Here is a 20860-nt window from a genome sequence, read left to right as displayed (position 1 = left end):
CTGGTATTTAAGATTGTAATTTGAACTGATCCTGCTGCAGGAAGTCCCTGTAAGCCATTACCAGCCCTTCTTTCAGGCTGATACTATGTTTCCATCCCAACCGGTGCAGCCTGGATACATCCATCAGTTTACGGGGCGTGCCGTCAGGTTTGGTAGCATCGAATAATAATTCACCTTCATAGCAAACCACTTCTTTAATATACTCCGCGAGCTGCCTGATCGTTAAGTCTTCTCCTTTGCCGATGTTCACCGGTTCTCTGTCGTTGTAATGCAGCATCAGGTATACACAGGCATCTGCCAGGTCGTCGGCAAAAAGGAATTCCCGTTTAGGCGTTCCCGTTCCCCATACCGTTACCGATGGTCTATTATTCACTTTTGCTTCATGAAAACGACGGATCAACGCCGGCAACACGTGCGCATTTTCCGGATGGTAGTTATCGCCGATACCAAAAAGATTGGTCGGCATTACGCTGATAAAGTTGCAGCCATACTGGTCACGGTAAGCCTCACATAATTTGATACCGGCAATTTTTGCAATGGCGTAGGGCTCATTCGTTTGTTCCAGCAGTCCCGTAAGCAAAAAGCTTTCTTTGATAGGCTGTGGCGCCATACGGGGATAAATACAGGAGCTGCCGAGGAACTGTAATTTGGTGACACCATGTTTCCAGGCGGCATGTATTACATTGGCAGCAATCATCAGGTTATCGTACAGGAACGCTGCGCGATAGGTATTGTTGGCATGTATGCCACCAACCTTCGCTGCCGCCAGGAATACATAGGCAGGCTTTTCGGCAGCGAAAAACGCCTCTACGTCTTCCTGTTTGCGCAGATCAAGACTGCCGGAATTACGCGTAATGATACGCTGATAGCCCAGTGTTTCCAGTCGTCTTTTTATGGCGCCGCCTACCATCCCGCGATGACCGGCTATATAGATCGGATCATTTGCTTCCATATGCTTTAATAATTGTTTATAATAATTCGGGGCGGTTATCCCTCACCCACTGATGCAGTTGCTTGATATCCTGTCCGCGGCCCCGTTTCATGATCAGCAGGGCGCTGGCAGTATTGACTACCACCATGTTCTCCACACCTACCAGGGCCACGAGTTTATCCTTTCCGATCACCATATTTTTATGCGGATCACTTTCAATAAATACTGCCTGGTGATTACGGTATTGGTAGTGCTCAGAAAGCGCATCTGCCAGTGCTTCATAGCTTCCCACATCGCTCCAGTCCATCCGGGTAGGCACTACTTTTACAATACTGCTTTTCTCCAATACGGCATAATCAATACTGTCTGCCGGAATAGCTTCCATGGTTTCCTTCGACAGTAACCCGGTGCTTTTCCACTCAGCAGCGGCGATGGCGGCGGCCTCATAAATGGCGGGCGCATGTTGTTGCAACTCCTGCAGCATCACACGGGCTTTACAACAGAATATGCCGCTGTTCCAGAGGAATCCGCCGGCAGACAGCATGGCTTCCGCTACCACCCGATCGGGCTTTTCCACAAACCTCAACACATCATGACCGGAGTAACTGATATAACCAAACCCTGTTTCCGGATAGGTGGGTACCAGTCCGATGGTGACAATATGATTGCCGGCAGCCAGTATCCCCGCGGTTTCTATCGCCATGGCATACCTGTCGGGGGTACCAATGAGATGGTCGGCAGGCGTGATCAGTAAAATAGTATCGGGATCGGCCACAAAAGCAGCCAGCGCAATAGCAGCGGCTGTGTTACGCCCTACCGGTTCTGCCAGGCATACAGGTGCAGCCGCTCCTGCCTGTTCCAGCTGCTCTGTTACAATAGCGGCCTGTTGCTCATTGACAATGGCCATTACTTTGTTACAGGCAAAACGGTTTCTCCGGAAAGCCAGTTGCAGGAGACTATAACCATCAAACAGGGTTAATAACTGCTTGGGCGTTTGCTGGTTCGACAAAGGCCATAATCGGGTGCCGGAGCCGCCGCAAAGAAGAATATGCTGCATCATAAGGTTGGTTGTTTAAATCAGTAATGATGTCCGTTGACGGTTTTACTTCCGGTGATCACCGTTATTTCCCTTGATGGTATCCTGGCTACCAGCATGCAACCTAAACTGCTCAATTCCACCTTTACCCGGTTGCTGCTAAGCTGTATGATCTTTCCGCCGGCAGCCGGCGCCCTTTCTCCGCCTGCCTGTATAGGCACCTGTTCCACGGTTACCTCTTCATAGTCACGAAGGAAATGCCGGATCAACGCAATTTCGTGGTCGGGTATAATGGCCGGTTGCCCCAGCCAGTACACAAAATTCACCACATTGTCTGTTTCGCGTACCACCCAATTCCTGCTTTCAGGAATGTGTACAAACACATAAGAAGGGAACAGAGGTTCCTCTATCATCTTACGGGCACGCACCAACTGTTTGACGGGGCGATAGTGTTCCACTTTTTTACGCGTGAACAGATCAGCTACTTTTTTTTCGCATTTGGGCCGGGTATATACCGCATACCAGGCCAATGGTTGTTCATTAAACATAGGAGCCGGTTTTAAGGTGATCGGATAGTTCGTGCAGAATTTATAAGGGCAGGACGGGGCATACTTTTCCCGTTATTCGCGTGGTGTGATCTGATACAACAGCAGTTACTTCGCGCTGCGTTTGAACAAACCGGGTTTTCTTGTTATTTCCGTGTAGCCGTAACCGTTTATGTCACCGTATCCGGAGCCATATCCGTAACCTGCTACACCTTGTCGTTTTATACCGTTAAATACAATATTCAGTTTTCCGAGTTCCCTGTTCTGGTAAAGCTCTTCCACCAGTTTAAGATAGTGTTTTGGTGTACGCTGATGACGCACCACATACAGGGTGGCATCACAGAAGGGAGCAATTAACCTGGCATCTGTTACCAGTCCTACCGGCGCTGAGTCAATAATGATATAATCAAATCGTTCTTTCAACTCACTTAACAGGTGTTCCAGCTGCCCGTTAAGAATAAGCTCGCTCGGATTAGGTGGCATGATGCCGGCAGACAGCAGGTATAAAAATCCATTGTCGCCCACCTTTTGCAGGATATCCTGTAAAGATGCCTTACCTACCAGGTAGTTGCTGATGCCCGGGTCTGCACGCATATGCAGCATTTTACTGACCATGGGTTTCCGGAGATCAAATTCCAGCAACGCTACTTTTTTCCCTGCCAGCGAAAGGCTCATTGCCAGGTTGACCGATATAAAACTTTTGCCTTCACCGGAAATGGAAGAGGTGATCAGCAATGTTTTGCGGTCGCCATTCAAACCTATATACGACAGGGAAGTTCTCAATGCTCTGAACTGTTCTGCTACTGCGGTCCTGCTGTTATTACTCATCACTACGGGGTCTTTACTGTCGTGATGCATGATTTCAGCAGCAATGGGTGCGGTCGTTACTTTTTCAATATCCGCCCGGAACATTACCTCCCGGTTCATCATGTCTTTCAGTGACACAAATCCTACTACCAGCGCCATTGCTGCCAGTACAGAGATACCCAACACCATAGGTTTCTGCGGACTGAAAGGATAAGCAGCCGATTCTGCCGCATCTACCACCCGGCTGTCGGATACCGCAGCCGCGTATGCCAGCGCGGTTTCTTCGCGTTTCTCCAGCAGGAAGGTGTAGATATTATTTTTAATGACCTGTTGCCTGCTTACTTCCAGCAGTGCTTTTTCTTTTCCTGGTACGCTGCGGATGATGCTTGTGTTGCGGTTATTCTCTGCCTGTAGTCGTGACAACCCGGCCTGGAGGTTAGCGCGCAAACTCCCGATATTTTCCATGATGGCGGGTTTCAGCCGTTCCACCTGCCGGTTTAAACTGGCCAGCAGCGGACTGTTTTCCCCGGTTGTTTTTCGAAGCCGCTCCAGTTGCAATGCTGTTTCCGACAGCTTTGTCACCAGTTCCAGTAATACCGGATCAGAGAGGCCAATAGTGCCTGGTACAATATTGCCGTTTGGTTGTTGATTGTTAACATATTTTTCAATGGCGTCCAGCACAGAAAGCTGCATATTGGCCTCGCTGATTTTACGGTCATTTTCCTGAACGCTGGCCAGGAATAATTTGCTTTGCTCGCTGATGTCCACAATTCCTTCGGCAGTTTTAAAGTGTTCTACCTGTGTTTCTGCCTGTCCCAGTTCAGCGCTTACAATACGCAGCCGTTCTTCTACAAAGCTCATCGTGTTGGCGGAGGTTCTGTTTTTATCTTCTACTGCCGCTTTATTATAAACCCTGATCAGTTCATTTACAATTTCCTCTCCACGCTCCGGGGCAGCATCGGTATACTCCAGGTCTACCACGCTGCCGGCTTTGGCCGCGGGCATTATTTTTATGGTTGCCAGCAAAAGCTGCATCCATTGTTTTTCCGTCATCAGGTGCAGGGAATAACCTGCGGCAGTATCAACATGTTTTCCCTGCGGCTGTATCAGCAGTTTACCCCAGCGGGTTTGCACAGTGTCGCCTACCGGGTATTGCTGCCCATCGATGGCTACCTGTTTTGTTGTTTCATGATAGGTAAATGGCCATGTGCCTGTTGCGGCTAATTGTATGGCGTCCGGTTCCAGGAAAGTAAATTTCAGGGGGCTGTCTTTATAAAGTACCACATCCCTTATTTTCCCTTTTTCAATTACCTCTCCGTATAAATTAAGGTTTCGTATAACCGCCTTCGTTAGTGTGCGCGACTTTAGAATTTCAATTTCATTTTCCATGATTGTTTTGCTGCCGCCCATCAGGTCGAGCGATTGCAGCATATCGCTGGCACCAAGTCCGTTAGAGGCTTCCTGTACCAGTAACACGCCGGAAATTTTATACAAGGGAGTAGCATAGCGGAGATACAGAAATGCACCTGCCAGGGCGGTTGCCACGGCTACTGCAAACAGCGGCCAGTATGGCAGGTAGCGGGAACGGATGAGCGTGAGCAGGCTCAATGGCGTTTCCACCGACTGGGTTTTATGTCCGTTTACTTTTTGCATATACTACTTATTAATAACTAAACGATCCAGGACAATAACGAGCAGAGATAAACTGCTGAGCACAATGGGCAATATTTGCCGGGATCGGTCAGCCGTTGCTATCTTTGACTTGCTGGGTTCCACATATAGTATATCATTTGATTGCAGAAAATAGTAAGGAGAGTTAAGAACGCGTTTATCATTCAGATCCATGCGGCGGATGATCCGCTCCCCGTCTACCTCCCGGATTAACAGGATGTTATTTCGTTTACCGAATACCGTTATATCGCCTGCCATACCCAACGCTTCGAGTACGGATATTTTTTCGTTGGTTACATTTACTACCGTTGGTTTACTCACCTCTCCGAGTATGGTAACCCGGTAGTTTAAAAAACGGATGCTCACCACAGGATCTACCAGCAACTTACGTTCTATGAGCTGGTCGTGCAGGTAAACGGTGAGTGCTTTTTTGGTAAGACCGGTTACTTTTACCGGCCCTAATACGGGGTATTGAATATATCCCTGTTCATCTACCAGGAAGCCGCCCAACATAGCGCCTGCTCCAGCATTGGCGCCTCCTGCACCTGAGGCGGAAGTCATGTTGGATACATTGTAGATGATAACATCCTCCGGGTTAAGACTGCTTACATTGATCTGCAGTATATCGTTCTTTTGTATCCGGGGTTCGAAATTACCATCTACCGGCGATAGCACCGTGTCTTTTATGTCACTGAAATAAACAGCATTTTTGGTTGACACGCAGGAAGTAAACAAACAACTGAAGCATAGTAATCCCCATCCTATCCAGGTTAAGCAGGTTTTCAATATCATCATATGGCATTTTACATCATCACTTACACTGTCCTTGCATCTCCATACAATATTACTTCAGTTACTACTCGGATTCAATTACTCACTACAGTACAAATTACCTTCAGGCCATAGATCTTACTACTCGTTAAAGTAGATCAGCCAGAAAATCAGTCAACATATCAACAAAATAAAAATCTGAAAAATTTTCAGAGAGTGATGCAAAAAAGAAGAGGGAGAATAAATTATTTGACCAGATTTTTGAAATCAATTCTGATTTGGTGGAAACGTTCAACTTCTGATACACTTTTTTCAGGTGTTGGTTCACAGTAAACACGGTGACAAACAACTGCGCGGCCATTTCCTTATATGAGTAACCTTCTTTCAGTAACTCCACCAGCTCGTATTCCCTGCGGGTAAGTTTATCCCTGATGCCCTCCAGCGGATTTTTGTTGAGATGACTGATCAGCAGATGTGCTGCTTTAGGTGATAAGGTCGCACCGTTTTGTACCGTATCCATCACAGACTGGTAGATATCACTCAAACGGCTTGTTTTGATAATATAACCGCTGGCGCCTTTTTTTATGGACTCAATAATATATTGTTTACCATCATGTCCGGATAATACAATCACTTTCGTTTCAGGATAGCGCTGCTTTACCTCCGCTATTCCATCAATACCCGACATGCCAGGCAAGGTGATATCCAGCAACACCACCATTACATCCGGATACGTTACCGGCAGCGCAATAAATTCCTCTATTGACTTACATGCAAATACAACTTTACATTCCTGAAAATCCTCGAGAAATTCACGATAGTTGTTTAATAGAAAATGGTTGTCTTCAATGATTCCAATGTTAATCATAATTAAAGGGGTGAGGTTTTCGAATGATATGGTACAATAAAATAATCTGATAGTAAATATAGCTGTAAAAAGAATAGCCTGTTAGCACTAAAATACATATTATTATTTATCAATCAATTACACATAAAATTATCATCATAACAAGTCTAAAAAACAATTTATAATTAATTATATATTTATATTATCAGTAAAATAATTTTCACAAACAAAACAAAACAACATAATAATCATATAAAAATAATTACAATGTAATATTTAGAAAACTTATGTATATTGTGGTTGCAACCATATTTATCCTGCCAGTTCATATCCTTCGAAATAAACCTTATTTACCATTCAACCAAAAATCAGGAGTATGCTGAAAACGATCGACACGCATGCAGCCGGGGAAAAATCATTCATGGAAATGCGATACGAATACATTTCCATGGCAACCCATGAATTTAAAACACCCATCACAGCTATCTCATCTTCTATAGAATTACTGGAAACAAAAATGCAGCTGGATGAATTAATGCTGCCGTTTTATAAAAGGAATTTGTCCCGCATTAAAGAAGAAATAACAATTCTCAGCAACATGGTGGATGATATTCTCATCACCGGCAGTATGGTAGCCGGCAACCCTGTTACACGCGCGGAACTCACCAACGCAACGGCTTTTGCCAGGATGATAAAACAGCAATACTTTCACCAACGCCCCGATAAACGGCTTTTACGGATAAAAATTTCCGGTACCCGCCGCGACATTTATACCGATAAAAGCCAGCTGACAGGCATCCTCACCAACCTGGTGAGCAACGCTTTCAAATACTCCCAGGGACAGGACCCAACACTGAGTTTACACTACCGGCAAAAAGAGCTTTGCATCAAAGTAAAGGATAACGGCATCGGTATACCGGAAAAGGATATACGATTTTTATTCACGCCTTACTTCCGTGCAGGAAACGTTGGCAACAGGGAAGGCGCCGGCCTGGGGCTGGCCATTGTAAAGTGTTTCGTTAATGCCAACAACGGCACCATTACTGTGAGCAGCGATACAACCGGTACCGTTTTCACCCTCACATTTCCCTATGCACCAACAGATAACCGGGAATAGTTGAGGAGCTGTCTTCAGCGCAATAGTAATACGCTTCCTTTCAACAGATGCTGTTCCTGACGGCCGTCCGTAAACGTGCATATATATACGTAAGACTGTACATCTGACGGCACTCCGTTAAAAGTGCCATCCCACCCCGATTCCGGCAACTGGCTGATGAACACCAGCTTTCCCCACCGGTCGTATACCTGTAACCGGTAGTCACGGATCGCATCGTAAACCTTTGGCCGGAAAATATCATTTTGCCCGTCGTGGTTAGGTGTAAAAGCAGTAGGCAACACCACCAGGCAATTTTTCCAGGGTGATGTCACCGTTGTATCCACACCCGCACTAAAATCATGACTGTCTTTTATTTCGCCGGTATGTGGCCCGGATGCGAGATCTGTAAATACACTATCCGTTTGCCATCTTCCATTATCCAGCCTATATTGAAAGGGAGGTACACCTCCGTTTACATGCAGTGTAATGCGGCCATCTGTTACTGCCCCGCAGCTGCAATCCTTTACAGTAGCCCTTACCGCCGGCAGTAACAACTCGTCTATAGCAGATAGGTTATCTATCAGCAAAGCGATGCCGAACTGACTTTTGTTACAGGGTGCATCCGGGTACGCCCAAAGAGAGATATAACGCCAGGCAGCAACAGGACGAAATACAGCATGATAACGCTTCCAGTAGGTTTGTGTAAAACTTCCCGAAGACCATAGTAACTCCGCTGTATCACCGGGGGTATTGCCCCCGTAAACGGCCAGGTTACCATAACAGGCCGGGTAAAGATAATAGGCGGTAAAAGCCATATCAAAGCTTAATACATAGTTAACATGTGGCCGCAGCGCCTGTGGCAGTTCCTGTCCGATGCTTTCCAGGAAGTCCTTTCCGCTATGTAAGCCAATATAACTGTTACCGTCCGATGGCGCCAGTTTAATGTCAAAAACACCCGGTTGCGTATCAGGCGTGCCCGCTGCAATAAACCAGGGCGCAGGTACAATTCCCTTTCCCCGCCGGCCTTCCATAGAAGGATTGCCAAAGGTTATATGCTGTGCATTTACCCGTATACAAAGGGTTAAAAACAACCAGCAGCATAGCATTCCGTAAATAATACCAGGTCGTAAAAACATTCATCTGATTTGCTGTCATAAAATTACCGGTTATCAAAATGGCCGCATATACTCATTATAGTAGTTTGTATCCCTACATTTCTTTTGTTTTATCTGCCCGAAAAAATATCTTTGCCCCTGAAAATGCCCCGCACGCCCATGTGTGTAATTGATTAATCCGACATAAATACCTTAAACATCATGAAAAGAGCCATTCTGTACATCCCCATCGGCATCGCGTTGATTGCCACTTCCATGTCATGTAATGATACCGGGAAAAAAGGCAGTAATTCCGCTTACGAGGAAAAGTCAGCTTCCGCTGCCAACCAGGTGATTGAATATACCAACGCCATCGTTGACCTCTCTAACAAAAACTCCGACTATGTGGTACGCCTCGTGAAAAATGCTGACCGCGTAGAGGAAATCCTCAAAGGAAAAAGCAACCCTGTTTTCCTGGGCAGTATCATTAAACCGGTAATGATACCGACTTTCAATCACAACAAAATTTCAGCCGACAAACCAGTAGAGGCACTCAACAAAGAAGACCAGGCCTTCTTTAAAGAAAAAGTTGCCGGCTTCACCAGTTCCTTCGATAAACTGAAAGCTACCTACGCAAAACTGGACGACTACCTCAAAGCACAGGATTATAAAGATGATAAAGGGGAAAAAGGTCTCGCCCTGGCCGATTCTATCCGCAACGATGCACAATCCTTTTTTGATCAGAAAATAGTACTGATGAAAAGAGTAAATGAAGTAGCAGATGCCAGCGAGGTAATTATCCTGAAAGACAGTCCCCTGAAAGATTACATCATAGCGATGAAAGCAGATATGCAGGCTGTTCGTAATTATATCAACCTGTTGGAAGAAGGCGGTGAAGACTTTGCAAAAGTAAGCGCCCGCGCACAAACAGCTTATGATGCGCTGGAAAAAGACCAGGCCGCGCATGCTGCCATCGATCAAAAAAATGCAGAGAAAGAAAGTAAGGCATCGTCCTATAAAAGTTTCTACGACAGCTTCCACGACTTCCTGCTGATGGCTAAGAGAATAACCCGCGATGCTAAAGACAAGGGCGCCATTACAGAGAGCGAGCTGGAAAGTCTTGATAACTCACTCGATACCATGATCGGCCGGTATAACAGCTTTACCAAATAACAAAAAACCGCAGCCAGGAATGGCTGCGGTGCTTTTCTTATCCACTCGTTTATCGTTGTAAACTCAACTCGTTGTTTGTGGCAAACTGCTGTAGGGTTTTCGTAATTTCTTTTTCAAGTGCTTCACCAGCCAGTTCTTTTTTGAATGCCTTTTCTTCCAGCGCCATCATCACTTTATACAAAGGCTCATTATTCACCTTCTTTTGCAGATTAATAACACTGCTGGCGCCATACACCTTTTCCCAACCTTTGCGCACTACCGCCCAGAAGGCCTTGTTCTGCTCCCACCATTCCTTCGCCTGCAGGCACCTGCTTTCATCAGTGCGGTTATAGGTATTCAATCCTTTTTCACCTACAATAACTTTATCCTTACCATTGGCACGGATCACTTTCAGGTTATCCTGTTCATGCACGGAGCCAGCTGCGGTAATTTCATGGTGATTAATGCGATGCAATACATTGTAATCCTTACGCGTAGTATATTCCCTGCGCGGTAAAGGCGCATCACTGGCAGCCTCCCAATAATGGCGACCATCCGCATGCACCCAGGTGGCGCTGCCCTCATAACGGGGTTCATCATCCACACCATATACCTTCTGCGTCCATTGCCCTTTTACCTGCGCTGCGGGGAGCGTTACCTTCCTCCATTCATTATCCTGGTTGTACGCCAGCAACTGCTGGTTTTCATATTGCCAGTCTTCCGTCCAGTGCTTGATCACATTACTGTCTGCTATCAACAAATGCTGTAACACAATACGATGCCCGTCTTCCGCGGCTACTGTCACATACTCCACGGCATCTATAATCTTATGATAGCCCTTAGGTTTATAACTGCTGTCACCGGGAAAAGTTTCCGTATACTCAAACGTCACTTCCTGGCAGCCACACATACTTTTAATGGCTGCCTTGTCGGCCGTCAGCTTATCTGTAACTTTTTGCTGGGCAGTGGCACTCATGGCTATACAGGCTGCCGTAATGGTGATGATATGTTTCATGAAAATATTCTTTTAAAAAATTATTTAAAATTGCGGGAGCCATCTGCCTGGTATACATACTGGAAACGGTAGTAGCGGCTCAATGAATTGGCATCAGGAGTAGCAGGTGCATCTTTGTAATAACTGGTTACCTCCAGTTTGGCATAATTCCCGTTAGCAGTTTTCAACACGATCACGGCACCGGTCACCGGCGAAATAACATGTGTGGTCATGTTATAGGAATACCAGCCTGTAATAGCTTTTTTCGCAGCAGCGTCTGTCGTGTATCCCGACTCCGGCGCTACCAACAAGGTGCTGTATAAGCCACTCACTACCTGCGCTTCCCCTTTGCCCGGGCCGCTGCTGCCGCCGTTAATAATAATGGTGGTGGCCTTAAACCCGATATCCCATTTCGTGGTCGCAGAGTCGCTGTTTGGAACAACTTTATTATCTGCCAGGCTGTACAAGGTAAAACTGCCTTTGTTTCCCGCGTCGGCGTCCAGATTGGCCACTACTTTCGATTCCGGTGAAACAGAAGGAGCAGGCGTTACTTTGTCATCGTTTTTGCTACAGGAGAATAATGATACCAGCGACAGCATCAGTATGCCTGCTGTTTGAAATTGTATTTTCATATCAGGTGCTTATTGTTTATTTACGGCGTGATAAAAATTCCAGGTTAAACCCACCGAATATATGCGACCGGGCATGGTAGCAATATGTTGCGGATCGGTATAGTTAAAAATATTTTCAAGGGTGGCCTGCAACCGGAGTTGCTTGCTGAACAATGATTTTGCGGCAGCCAGGTTAACAGTGGTATACCCGGGTACAAACTCCGATTTCAGATCCGGCGTATTATTTCCATTCTCATCTGTGAAGCCATATTTACTGCGATACAATACCCTGGCATTGGCATCCACGCCCAAACGCGGATGGATATACGCTATTTTAATATTTCCGGAGTGATGGGAACGGTTAAACAATCCAAAATATTCGCTGGTCTTCAGCGCGCGGGTATCGCCGGTACCGGCATCTTTCGTATATACTTCGCCGTTCTTTACTTTTTTAAACAGGTCATTATCTTTCGACCGCAGGTACTGGTAGCCACCGGATACCTGCCAGTAAGCGCCCAGCGGTTGCAACAGCTCCACCTCCGCGCCGGAAGTGCTGATGCTGTGTACATTCACATAGCTGTATACCGCCAGGTCATTTGTTTTCACGGCAATGGTGCGGGTATCTATCAGGTTCTTCACCGCATTGTAAAAGAAGTTCACTTTAACCTTTGTATTGGCAAAAGCTTTTCCCTGTATACCCAGGTTATACGACCAGGAACTTTCTGCATCCAGTTCTTTTGTCTGCGCAGGGTCTATATTCACCTGTTTAATTTGTCCCTGCTGCTGCATTTCCTTCAACACTGCTGCGGCCAGCCGGGTTCCCAGTACAGTATATCCCACCGCGGCATTATTAAAATGCAGGTACAGCTGCCTGAAATCAGGTGCACGGTACCCGCGTCCAACGGCGCCGAGTATACGCCAGTCGCGGTTTATATTATACGACAGCGATACCTTCGGGCTAAACTGAGAAGGGTACTGGTTATGCGTATCAAACCTTCCTCCTATCAATATGTTCCATGCGCCGGCAGGTTTCCAGTTTTCCTGTATAAATACATAGCCTGAATTAAAAGCCATACGGTTATCGTACCTGGTAGCTTCCAGCGACTCGTGTATATAACCTATACCACCGGTAAGCTGGTGTTTCGGATGAAGCTGCCAATCAGCCTGGTATTCGGGTTTTATATACTGCTGTTTGAAGAACGACACATCATAGATACTGTTATCCTGCTGATAGCGCATCTCTTCATTGGTAGCATACCGTGAGTAATATAACCGCAGCACTTCGCTGAAATTTTTCCCGGGAGTATGACGCACCTGCCAGGAAGCGTTCATATCTTTTTCCTTTCCAACATCGCTTACGCGGCCTTTGGTATCCTGGAAATAGCTGTTGTAGCGTTGTTCATAATACCTGCCAGACAACGAGGTATGCCACCGGGGCGACCAGTCGTGCTCCCACCGGGATTGTGCCGTGTAAGTTTTAAACGGCGATACGGTAGGTGAAGCCGCATTTCCAAGCGTGTATCCGTTACTGTTATACATGCTGACACCGGCAGCAAAGGATCCCTTCTGATAAGGAATACGCGTATTACCATCCAGCGTGTACACATTATTGGAACCATACCGGCCACCAATACTGGTAACCCCTTGTTGTTTGTTACCGGCAGTAATAATATTAATAACACCGGCCAGGGCATCGCTGCCATACAGGGAAGAAACCGGTCCTTTAATGATCTCTATTCTTTCAATATTACTGACTACGATCCTCGACAGGTCAAAAGTGCCTGCAGTGCGCCCGATCAGCGGTTCGCCATCCAGCAGGATCAATGTATATTCGGCTTCGAGCCCCTGCATCTGCACGCCTGTTCCATGATTGGAGGTGATAAACAATCCTGTTTGTTCTGCCAGCACCTGCTGTAACAATACAGCACCCATCGACTGCACCTGTTGTTTGGTAATTACCGTTACCGGTACAGGCACTTTACTCAGCAGTTGCTCGTTGCGGGTAGCAGTTACTACCACCTCCTGCAATACTTTATTGCTGCCGGTAGTATCTGTTTGGGCAAAAAGGATCCCTGCCCGCATGATGCAGGCAAACAGGAATAGATATCTATACATGGTAAAGGTTATCTGAAATTGTGCAACAAAAGTAAGGGCATAAAAAAATTTTACTTTACGAGTTCGGGAAACATATTTGCGAGATCCGGAAATTTGATATTAACTTAGATTTAACCGGAAAAGCCTCCCGCTTTCAAACAATTTTAATCCAACTACTGTTCCTTAATATATGAAAATGCAACATTTCCCCGCCAGTGAAAGGGGGGTCAAAGATATAGGCTGGCTGAAAAGTAATTTCTTTTTCAGCTTCAGTGATTATTATGCTCCCATGCGCAGCGCCTTCGGATCGCTGATCGCTTTTAACGACGATTTCGTGGAAGCCGGCAAAGGCTTCGGTATTCACCCGCATGTAAACATGGAGATCATTTCCGTTTTGCTGAAAGGGAAAATGAACCATAAAGATACCATGGGATATAGCACAGAAATTGAAGCACCCGCGGTACAGATTATGAGTGCCGGCAGTGGACTAAGACATGAAGAATATAACATAGGTTCGGAAGAAGTAAACTTCCTCCAGATCTGGATTGCGCCTAAACAGCAAAACATTGCTCCCCGCTACCAGCAGCGGAGCTTTCCGAAAGCAAACCGGAAAAATAAACTGGTGACCATTGTTTCAGGAGAAGAGGGGCTGCAGCATTGCTGGATTAACCAGAACGCAAAATTATCGCTCGGCTATTACGAGCAGCCTACCCAGCTCAGCTATACGTTTAACCCGCTCAATAAATGTGTCTTCATTTTTTCTATTGCCGGTGGTTTAAGGGTACAGGACCAGGTATTGCAGGAACGCGACGCCATCGGGCTGTGGGAAACCGGTGAGGTAACGCTGCAGTGTGCTGAAAAAACGGAATTCCTGGTGATAGAAACACCTGTTAATCAGAAGTAGATCAGGTATTTCTCAAATGCAGGGCGGGGTTTGTTACCGCAGACCTGACAGCATGATATCCTACTGTTATCAATGCAATCATAGCAGTAGCAGCTCCACCCACACCAAATACCCACCAGCTCAGCGGCGTACTATAGGCATATGATTGCAGCCACTGATGCAGGAAATACCAGGCCAGCGGAGCCGCCAGCAAAAATGCGGCGCTAACCAGCAGCATAAACTCCCCGGAAAACAGGTAAACGATATTGGCTGTAGTGGCGCCCAGTATTTTCCGGATTCCTACCTCTTTTAGCCGCTGTACGGCCATATAGGACGACAGCCCGTATAACCCCAGGCAGCTGAGAAAAACAGCGATGGCGGCGAATAACTGGTAAAGCCGGGTCAGCTGTACTTCATGTACATAAAAAGCAGCAATGGTATCGTCCAGGAATCGCGGATCATAAGGATCATTCGGATACAGCGACTTAAAGATCGTTCCTATTTTATCGACCGTACCTGGCAGCCCGGCCGCCGTTAGTTTAACTGATGCCATGTTACGGCTGTTCGGGTAATTATAAAGCATCACCGGTGGTACCTTGTCTTTCCCGGAAGAAGTATTAAAATCTTTTACTACCCCCACAATAAGCCCTTTCACAGCGCCATCCCACAGCGCTATTTCCTTATTGAGCACATCCTCAGCATGATGATAACCCAACTGCTTTACCATGGTTTCATTTATCATGAACTCCCGGATGCTATCAGTAGCCGTTACATTTCTGCCGGCAGCCAGCGACATCTGGTAAAGCGACAGAAACCTGGCATCCACCGACTTATAGACTGCCTGAAATGGGGCAGGCTCCGGGGCATGATTAAAATTAAAGCCTGTATAGGTATTATTGCCATCAGCCGGGGGCGCCATACTAAAGCTGATATCGGCTACTGCGGGCAAGGCAGCCACCCTGCCATGCAGCAATCCAATTTTACTCATCCCCGCGCTATCGCCGGCAACCGGAACATTCAGGATCAGCCGTTTCTCAAATCCCATTGGCATGGTATCAAAATAATACGTTTGTTTTACCATCACCAGCATAGCAATAATCAGTGTTTGCGCCACTGCGAACTGAAATACTACCAGCGTTTTACGCAATGTAAATCCACCCGCCGGTATAGTCAGCAACTGTCCTTTTAATACCTGCACCGGGTTAAACCTGGTGATGATAACAGCCGGATAAAAACCTGCAGCCAGTGTAACCATTACCGTTACCAGGAAGAAAAAAATCATTACCTGCGGTTGAAAAAGAAGGGTCAACTGCAGATTAATATGCAACAGGTTCCCTACCGCCGGCAAACTTGCCGCCACCAGTAACAACGCCAGCACTCCGGCGGTGAATACCAATATAAATGTCTCGGCCAGGAACTGTCTCCTTAGCTGGCGGTTATTACCTCCCAGCACTTTGCGAACACCCGCTTCCCTCGCTCGTTTCACTGCCTGAGCGGTTGACAGGTTTACAAAGTTCACTCCCGCTACCAGCAGAATAAGCAGGGCAATGCACCACATCATCCGGATGCGGCTTTTATTAATGCCATTACCACCCATATTAGACAGACTATCGTCCAGGTGAACTGCCGACAAAGGCTGGAACTCGAGCGTATTATTTATTTCCGGCGGAATATACTTGTGTGCCAGCAGGTTGAGTTGTGTTTGTAAACGACGTTCATCGGCATGCGGCGCCAGCAGTGCATAACACTGATGACTCTCTGAAACGCTTCCCCAGTCAGTAGAAGAGGGAAATATTAACTGGTAGGGAAGCATCGCCTTAAAACAAAATTCTGTATTGGCGGGAATATCCACGATACCACTCACTTTCATGGGTATAGGTCCCGGCATCTCCACCGTTTTTCCCATCGCCTGCCGCCAGTCGCCGAAATAACGCGTCGCCGTTTCCCTGGATAATACAATGGCATCCATTTGCGAGAGTGCCGCCGGTGTTCCTGCCAGCCAGGAATAAGAAAATACCCGGAAGAATGCCGGCGAAATAGCCACCACGCCTTTTTTTTCTTTAAATGTTTTCCGGTTGATACGCTTCTCATCCGGAACTGTCAACGGCATATCCTGAAGTGATGCGATCGGCGCTACCGCCGCCACCTGGGGCACTTCTTCCTTTAATACGCCCGGTAGTGCAAACGGTGTTCCCGACGACCGGGGAACGCCGTTCAGGGAGTGGTTAAACCTGGTCAACAACCTGACAACACGGTTACCCTGTTGGTGAAAATCATCATACCCCGTTTCAAAACGGATCAGTATAAAAATAGTAATGCATACAGCCAATCCTACCGTAAGACCGGTAATATTGATCAGGGTATATCTCTTGTTACGGAACAAACTCCGCATAGCCGTTTTCAGGTAGTTTTCCAGCATAGCTTTTTGTGGCGCCAATGAAATGCCAATACAATATGGCGATTATTTTTAAACAGTTATCCATACAATAAAAAAAACTATGTTCATTATAAAACACTTAACGTTCATTTTTGGACAAGCCGTATTTTATTCCACCGGGAATCATTAAATTTATACAGCACCGAAGAAAGGGTCATTACCTGTATGATTAACATCGCCCAAAATAATTACATAGGTTTCGAAGTACTCTTTAATCACGCCACTGTTGGTATATTGGTAGCCGATAGCCATAGCAATATACTCATGGCTAACCCCTTCCTGCTTAACCAGTTCGGCTATACGAAAGAAGACATTACCGGGCAGCCCATATCTCTCCTCCTGCCCTGCAACGACACAGAATATAGTGCACTGCGGAAAGACGGCAGTAAATTCCCCGTAGAAGTGAGCAAAGGCGAGCACAGCACACCGGAAGGAGTACTAACCATCATCTACATCATGGACATCTCCGACAGAAAAACCTCTGAGCAAACCAGGCAGCAACTGGATCAGCAGAAAAAGGAGGCCGCCATCAAAGATGGTACCCTCCAGCGGATGAACAGCTTGCTAAACAGCCTCTGGTCCAACGCCGGCGCCATGATCATTGTTATCAATACCGATGGCTTTATAAAATGGTTTAACCCCGCTGCCGAAAGGATACTCGGCTATAAAGCCAGCGAAGTCATTGATATATATACCCCGCTCATGCTGCACGACCAGGATGAAGTAGCCCTGCGGGCAGAAGAATTTTCCAGGCAGCTGCAGCAACCGGTAGAACCCGGTATGGAAACGCTAACGATCAAGGCTAAACTAAATCTGTTCAACGAATACGAATGGCTGTACATCCGGAAGGACGGCAGCTCTCTCCCGGTATCACTCACGGTATCGGCTATCCGTGAAGGCAACGACATTACCGGTTATATCGGGATCGCCATTGACCTCTCCAGCATAAAAGAAGCGGAATCCGAACTGCGGATATCCCTGGAAAAGGAAAGGGAGCTCAACGAACTGAAATCAAGATTTGTATCACTGGCCTCGCATGAATTCAGGACACCCCTCAGTGCCATCCTCTCTTCCGTGTACCTGGTATCGAAATATGAAGCCGCCGAAGACGTGGCTAAACGGGGCAAACATATCCAGCGCATTATCTCCTCTGTAAATATGCTCACCGATATACTGAACGACTTTCTTTCCGTGGGTAAAATTGAAGAAGGAAAGATACAGGTACGCTATGCAACTTTTGACGCCGCCAAACATATCGGTAACATCCTGGGCGAAATGGAGGGACTCAAAAAATCGCAGCAAAACATCTACTATGCACACCATGGCGCCACCCAGGCGTACCTGGACCCTACACTGCTTAAACATATTGTTATGAATCTCGTATCCAATGCCATCAAATTCTCTCCCGAAAGTGCCATCATCTCTATCCGCACGCAATGCAGCGATTCCACCTTCCAGCTGTCCGTAAAGGACAAAGGAATCGGCATTTCTGAAGAAGACCGTCAGCACCTGTTCGAGCGGTTTTTCCGCAGCCAGCATGTATCCAACATTCAGGGCACCGGCCTTGGCCTCCATATCGTGGCCAGGTATGCTGAACTTATGAATGGCAGCGTGTCGTGCAACAGCGTTCCCGGAAAAGGTACGGAGTTTATCGTCTCCCTTCCCTTCCCCAAAAACTGATGACCATGGAAAAAATATTGCTGATAGAAGATAACGTGGCTATCTGTGAAAACGTGGCCGAGATCCTGGAACTGGCCAACTACCAGGTACTCACCGCTACCAATGGAAAAGAAGGCGTGTCTATGGCTTTAGAACACCTGCCCGACCTCATCGTATGCGATATCATGATGCCGGTACTGGATGGATACGGCGTGTTACACATGCTGCATAAAAACAAAGCCCTTCAAACAACCCCCTTTATTTTCCTGACCGCCAAATCAGAAAGAACGGATATACGAAAAGGAATGGAAATGGGCGCCGACGATTACATCACCAAACCGTTTGAAGGCACCGAGCTGCTGAGCGCTATCGAAAGCCGCCTGAAAAGATGCGCGGAAATAAAACAGGCGCCGGCCACCGGCTTGCAGGGAATAGATATACTCCTCTCCGCCAGCAACGGCACAGCACAGCTTTCCCTGTTGAAGGAAGACCGCAATACCAACCACTATAAAAAGAAACAGAATATTTATGCTGCCGGTAACAGGCCCGAATACCTGTATTACCTGCTGCATGGAAAAGTAAAAACCTATAAGCGCAACGACGACGGCAAAGAACTGATCGTGGGCCTCTACAATGAAGGCGATTTCCTGGGCTATACGGCGTTGCTGGAAGGTGGCAATTACCAGGAGAATGCGGAGGCCATGGAAGACTCCCTGCTGGCCGTTATCCCTCATAAAGATTTTCAGCAGCTGATCAGCAGCAACCCGGAAGTACTGGGAAAATTTATACAACTGCTCTCCCGGGAAATGGCCGAAAAAGAACAGCTGCTCATCGGGCTGGCCTACAATTCCCTTCGGAAAAAAGTGGCCGAAGCACTGATCACGCTGGATAAGAAATACAATACAGCAGGAGATAAAAATTTTACGATTGACATCAGCCGCGAAAACCTTGCGGCAGTGGCTGGAGTTGCCAAGGAATCACTGATACGCACACTGGGCGATTTCAGGGACGAAAGACTGATCGCCTTAAAAGAAGGACAGATAGCGTCCCTGTCTATCAAAAAATTAACGGAAATGATTAACTAAACATTATACTTTTTCTTCAGCAACAAATACCAGGAAAGCCAACTTTACCTTTTCATGCTCCTGTATCATTCCCTGTACATCATTTTGCAATACTATATATGGATGAGGACACGACATGCCAGACGGCTGTTTCTCCAGCCACTCAAGCTGCTCTCCTATTTCATGGCGCAGCAGTACCATCGACTCTTCCCGGTCCAGCATCCTTAGCTGAAACTCCTCCGCCTCTTCTATAAAAGAGCGGCGCGCACTTTCCTTCAACGCTGCCGCAAGACGGTTTATCAGCGATGCATTATCTTCTCTTAAGGTTTTCAGGATCCGGATCCACGTTTTGCAGGCTTCCAGGTAAGCAATACGGTCCGGATCACGTTGCAGTTCATACGACATCTCTTACACTAGTTGTAATAGGTTTGAAGACCATGCTGGTTCTTGTCGGTTTCCCATCTTTTCAGCAGCTGGCAAAGGTTCTTCTGAACAAAATACATTTCTTTAATATCCGACTGTAACTCCATCAATTGACGCTGATGTGATATCTCCGGAAAATTATATTCTTTTACCAACACTTCATCCAGCAAGTGCACAATAGTTTTACTCTGTAATACAAACTCCTTTACAAGTTTATATACCTTGGCAATATGATCATATCCCTGTTCTGATAACGACGCTTCTCCCTTCTTTGGTTTCAGCAATGGCTTTAATTCCTCTTTCAGGTTGCGTAACACCACGCTGTGATATACTGTTACCTCGCGGTAGTAGTGAATAAATAACTCGTTGAAGTCCTGTAAAGACCCCGATACATGAGTGGCTTCCGCCTGTATCCTGGTATAAAAATCTTCCATATTGGCCAGTACCCGCCCCGCCTGTGGCATGGCGCGCTGCGAAATATAACGGTCAATATTTTCAGCATGACCGGTATTGTAGTCCAATATATTCAATTTCATATCCAGCAATGCTTTCACTCCCGAGCGACGATCGTATTGTCTGAAAATAAAATTCCCGTGTTTACGTAAATGTTTGATAGGAAAAAATAAAAACCCTTCGCAAAATTTGCGTTGCCGGGAACTGGGAGTTAATCCGCTAAACATGATTTGCATTTTTTAGATCTGCAGATAAAGAGTATCACCGCCAGTGAAACGGTGATACTTCTCAA

General features: G+C 46.5%; 18 protein-coding genes. 5 read left to right on the top strand and 13 right to left on the bottom strand.

Annotated features, from left to right (window positions below):
* Nucleotides 1–7: 7 nt before the first annotated feature.
* From fcl to KE626_RS06850, 6 genes are all read right to left on the bottom strand, one after another.
* Entirely contained in the window at nucleotides 8–952 is a 945-nt protein-coding gene (gene fcl / locus KE626_RS06875) for a GDP-L-fucose synthase (protein ID WP_211972116.1), read from the bottom strand.
* 16 nt (nucleotides 953–968) lie between these two features.
* Complete coding sequence (locus KE626_RS06870; protein ID WP_211972115.1) at nucleotides 969–1991, bottom strand: mannose-1-phosphate guanylyltransferase; 1023 nt, start codon at nucleotides 1989–1991, stop codon at nucleotides 969–971.
* A gap of 17 nt (nucleotides 1992–2008) precedes the next feature.
* Complete coding sequence (locus KE626_RS06865) at nucleotides 2009–2515, bottom strand: transcription termination/antitermination NusG family protein (RefSeq protein ID WP_211972114.1); 507 nt, start codon at nucleotides 2513–2515, stop codon at nucleotides 2009–2011.
* A 105-nt stretch (nucleotides 2516–2620) separates the two neighbouring features.
* Entirely contained in the window at nucleotides 2621–4972 is a 2352-nt protein-coding gene (locus KE626_RS06860) for a GumC family protein (protein WP_211972113.1), read from the bottom strand.
* Between the two features lie 3 nt (nucleotides 4973–4975).
* Nucleotides 4976–5785, bottom strand: a complete 810-nt coding sequence (locus KE626_RS06855; protein WP_211972112.1) for a polysaccharide biosynthesis/export family protein — start codon at nucleotides 5783–5785, stop codon at nucleotides 4976–4978.
* Nucleotides 5786–5909: 124 nt separating this feature from the next.
* On the bottom strand, nucleotides 5910–6629 hold the full coding sequence (locus KE626_RS06850; protein WP_211972111.1) for a response regulator: 720 nt from the start codon (nucleotides 6627–6629) through the stop codon (nucleotides 5910–5912).
* A gap of 355 nt (nucleotides 6630–6984) precedes the next feature.
* Here KE626_RS06850 and KE626_RS06845 point away from each other — a divergent pair, with 355 nt between their 5' ends.
* Entirely contained in the window at nucleotides 6985–7725 is a 741-nt protein-coding gene (locus tag KE626_RS06845) for a sensor histidine kinase (protein WP_211972110.1), read from the top strand.
* 14 nt (nucleotides 7726–7739) lie between these two features.
* On the opposite strand, the gene KE626_RS06840 is transcribed toward KE626_RS06845, so the two are convergent.
* Entirely contained in the window at nucleotides 7740–8840 is a 1101-nt protein-coding gene (locus KE626_RS06840) for a T9SS type B sorting domain-containing protein (RefSeq protein ID WP_211972109.1), read from the bottom strand.
* 180 nt (nucleotides 8841–9020) lie between these two features.
* On the opposite strand from KE626_RS06840, the gene KE626_RS06835 reads away from it, so the two are divergent.
* Nucleotides 9021–9971: a YiiG family protein gene (locus KE626_RS06835; RefSeq protein WP_211972108.1), complete on the top strand. Its 951-nt coding sequence runs from the start codon at nucleotides 9021–9023 to the stop codon at nucleotides 9969–9971.
* Between the two features lie 49 nt (nucleotides 9972–10020).
* Here the strand turns inward: KE626_RS06835 and KE626_RS06830 are convergent, their stop codons facing one another.
* Genes KE626_RS06830 through KE626_RS06820 form a run of 3 tightly spaced genes read right to left on the bottom strand, consistent with a single transcriptional unit; the run spans nucleotide 10021 to nucleotide 13670 of the window.
* Nucleotides 10021–10965 carry a DUF6607 family protein gene (locus KE626_RS06830; RefSeq protein WP_211972107.1) on the bottom strand — a complete coding sequence of 315 codons (945 nt, stop codon included), beginning with the start codon at nucleotides 10963–10965 and terminating at the stop codon, nucleotides 10021–10023.
* 20 nt (nucleotides 10966–10985) lie between these two features.
* Nucleotides 10986–11576, bottom strand: coding sequence for an HmuY family protein (locus KE626_RS06825; RefSeq protein WP_211972106.1), 591 nt, complete (start codon nucleotides 11574–11576; stop codon nucleotides 10986–10988).
* Between the two features lie 9 nt (nucleotides 11577–11585).
* Nucleotides 11586–13670 (bottom strand): TonB-dependent receptor plug domain-containing protein, encoded by a 2085-nt coding sequence (locus KE626_RS06820; RefSeq protein WP_211972105.1) that lies wholly within the window; start codon nucleotides 13668–13670, stop codon nucleotides 11586–11588.
* Between the two features lie 175 nt (nucleotides 13671–13845).
* On the opposite strand from KE626_RS06820, the gene KE626_RS06815 reads away from it, so the two are divergent.
* Complete coding sequence (locus KE626_RS06815; protein ID WP_249207305.1) at nucleotides 13846–14553, top strand: pirin family protein; 708 nt, start codon at nucleotides 13846–13848, stop codon at nucleotides 14551–14553.
* Between the two features lies 1 nt (nucleotide 14554).
* Here KE626_RS06815 and KE626_RS06810 read toward each other — a convergent pair whose 3' ends face one another.
* Nucleotides 14555–16951 (bottom strand): FtsX-like permease family protein, encoded by a 2397-nt coding sequence (locus tag KE626_RS06810; protein ID WP_211972103.1) that lies wholly within the window; start codon nucleotides 16949–16951, stop codon nucleotides 14555–14557.
* Between the two features lie 183 nt (nucleotides 16952–17134).
* Here KE626_RS06810 and KE626_RS06805 point away from each other — a divergent pair, with 183 nt between their 5' ends.
* On the top strand, nucleotides 17135–18649 hold the full coding sequence (locus tag KE626_RS06805) for a sensor histidine kinase (RefSeq protein ID WP_211972102.1): 1515 nt from the start codon (nucleotides 17135–17137) through the stop codon (nucleotides 18647–18649).
* A 5-nt stretch (nucleotides 18650–18654) separates the two neighbouring features.
* The gene (locus KE626_RS06800) at nucleotides 18655–19713 is read left to right on the top strand and encodes a response regulator (RefSeq protein WP_211972101.1); all 1059 of its coding nucleotides are present in this window, start codon (nucleotides 18655–18657) and stop codon (nucleotides 19711–19713) included.
* A 3-nt stretch (nucleotides 19714–19716) separates the two neighbouring features.
* On the opposite strand, the gene KE626_RS06795 is transcribed toward KE626_RS06800, so the two are convergent.
* Together KE626_RS06795 and KE626_RS06790 are read right to left on the bottom strand one after the other, a co-directional pair.
* A complete protein-coding gene (locus KE626_RS06795) occupies nucleotides 19717–20097 on the bottom strand; it encodes a hypothetical protein (protein WP_211972100.1) in 381 nt (126 codons plus the stop codon).
* Between the two features lie 8 nt (nucleotides 20098–20105).
* Complete coding sequence (locus KE626_RS06790) at nucleotides 20106–20795, bottom strand: hypothetical protein (RefSeq protein ID WP_211972099.1); 690 nt, start codon at nucleotides 20793–20795, stop codon at nucleotides 20106–20108.
* Nucleotides 20796–20860 lie beyond the last annotated feature (65 nt).

Source organism: Chitinophaga hostae, from assembly GCF_018224885.1.
GTDB classification, from domain to species: Bacteria; Bacteroidota; Bacteroidia; order Chitinophagales; family Chitinophagaceae; genus Chitinophaga; species Chitinophaga hostae.
The sequence above is the reverse complement of the archived record's forward strand: the minus strand, read 5'-3'. Positions and strand labels throughout refer to the sequence as shown.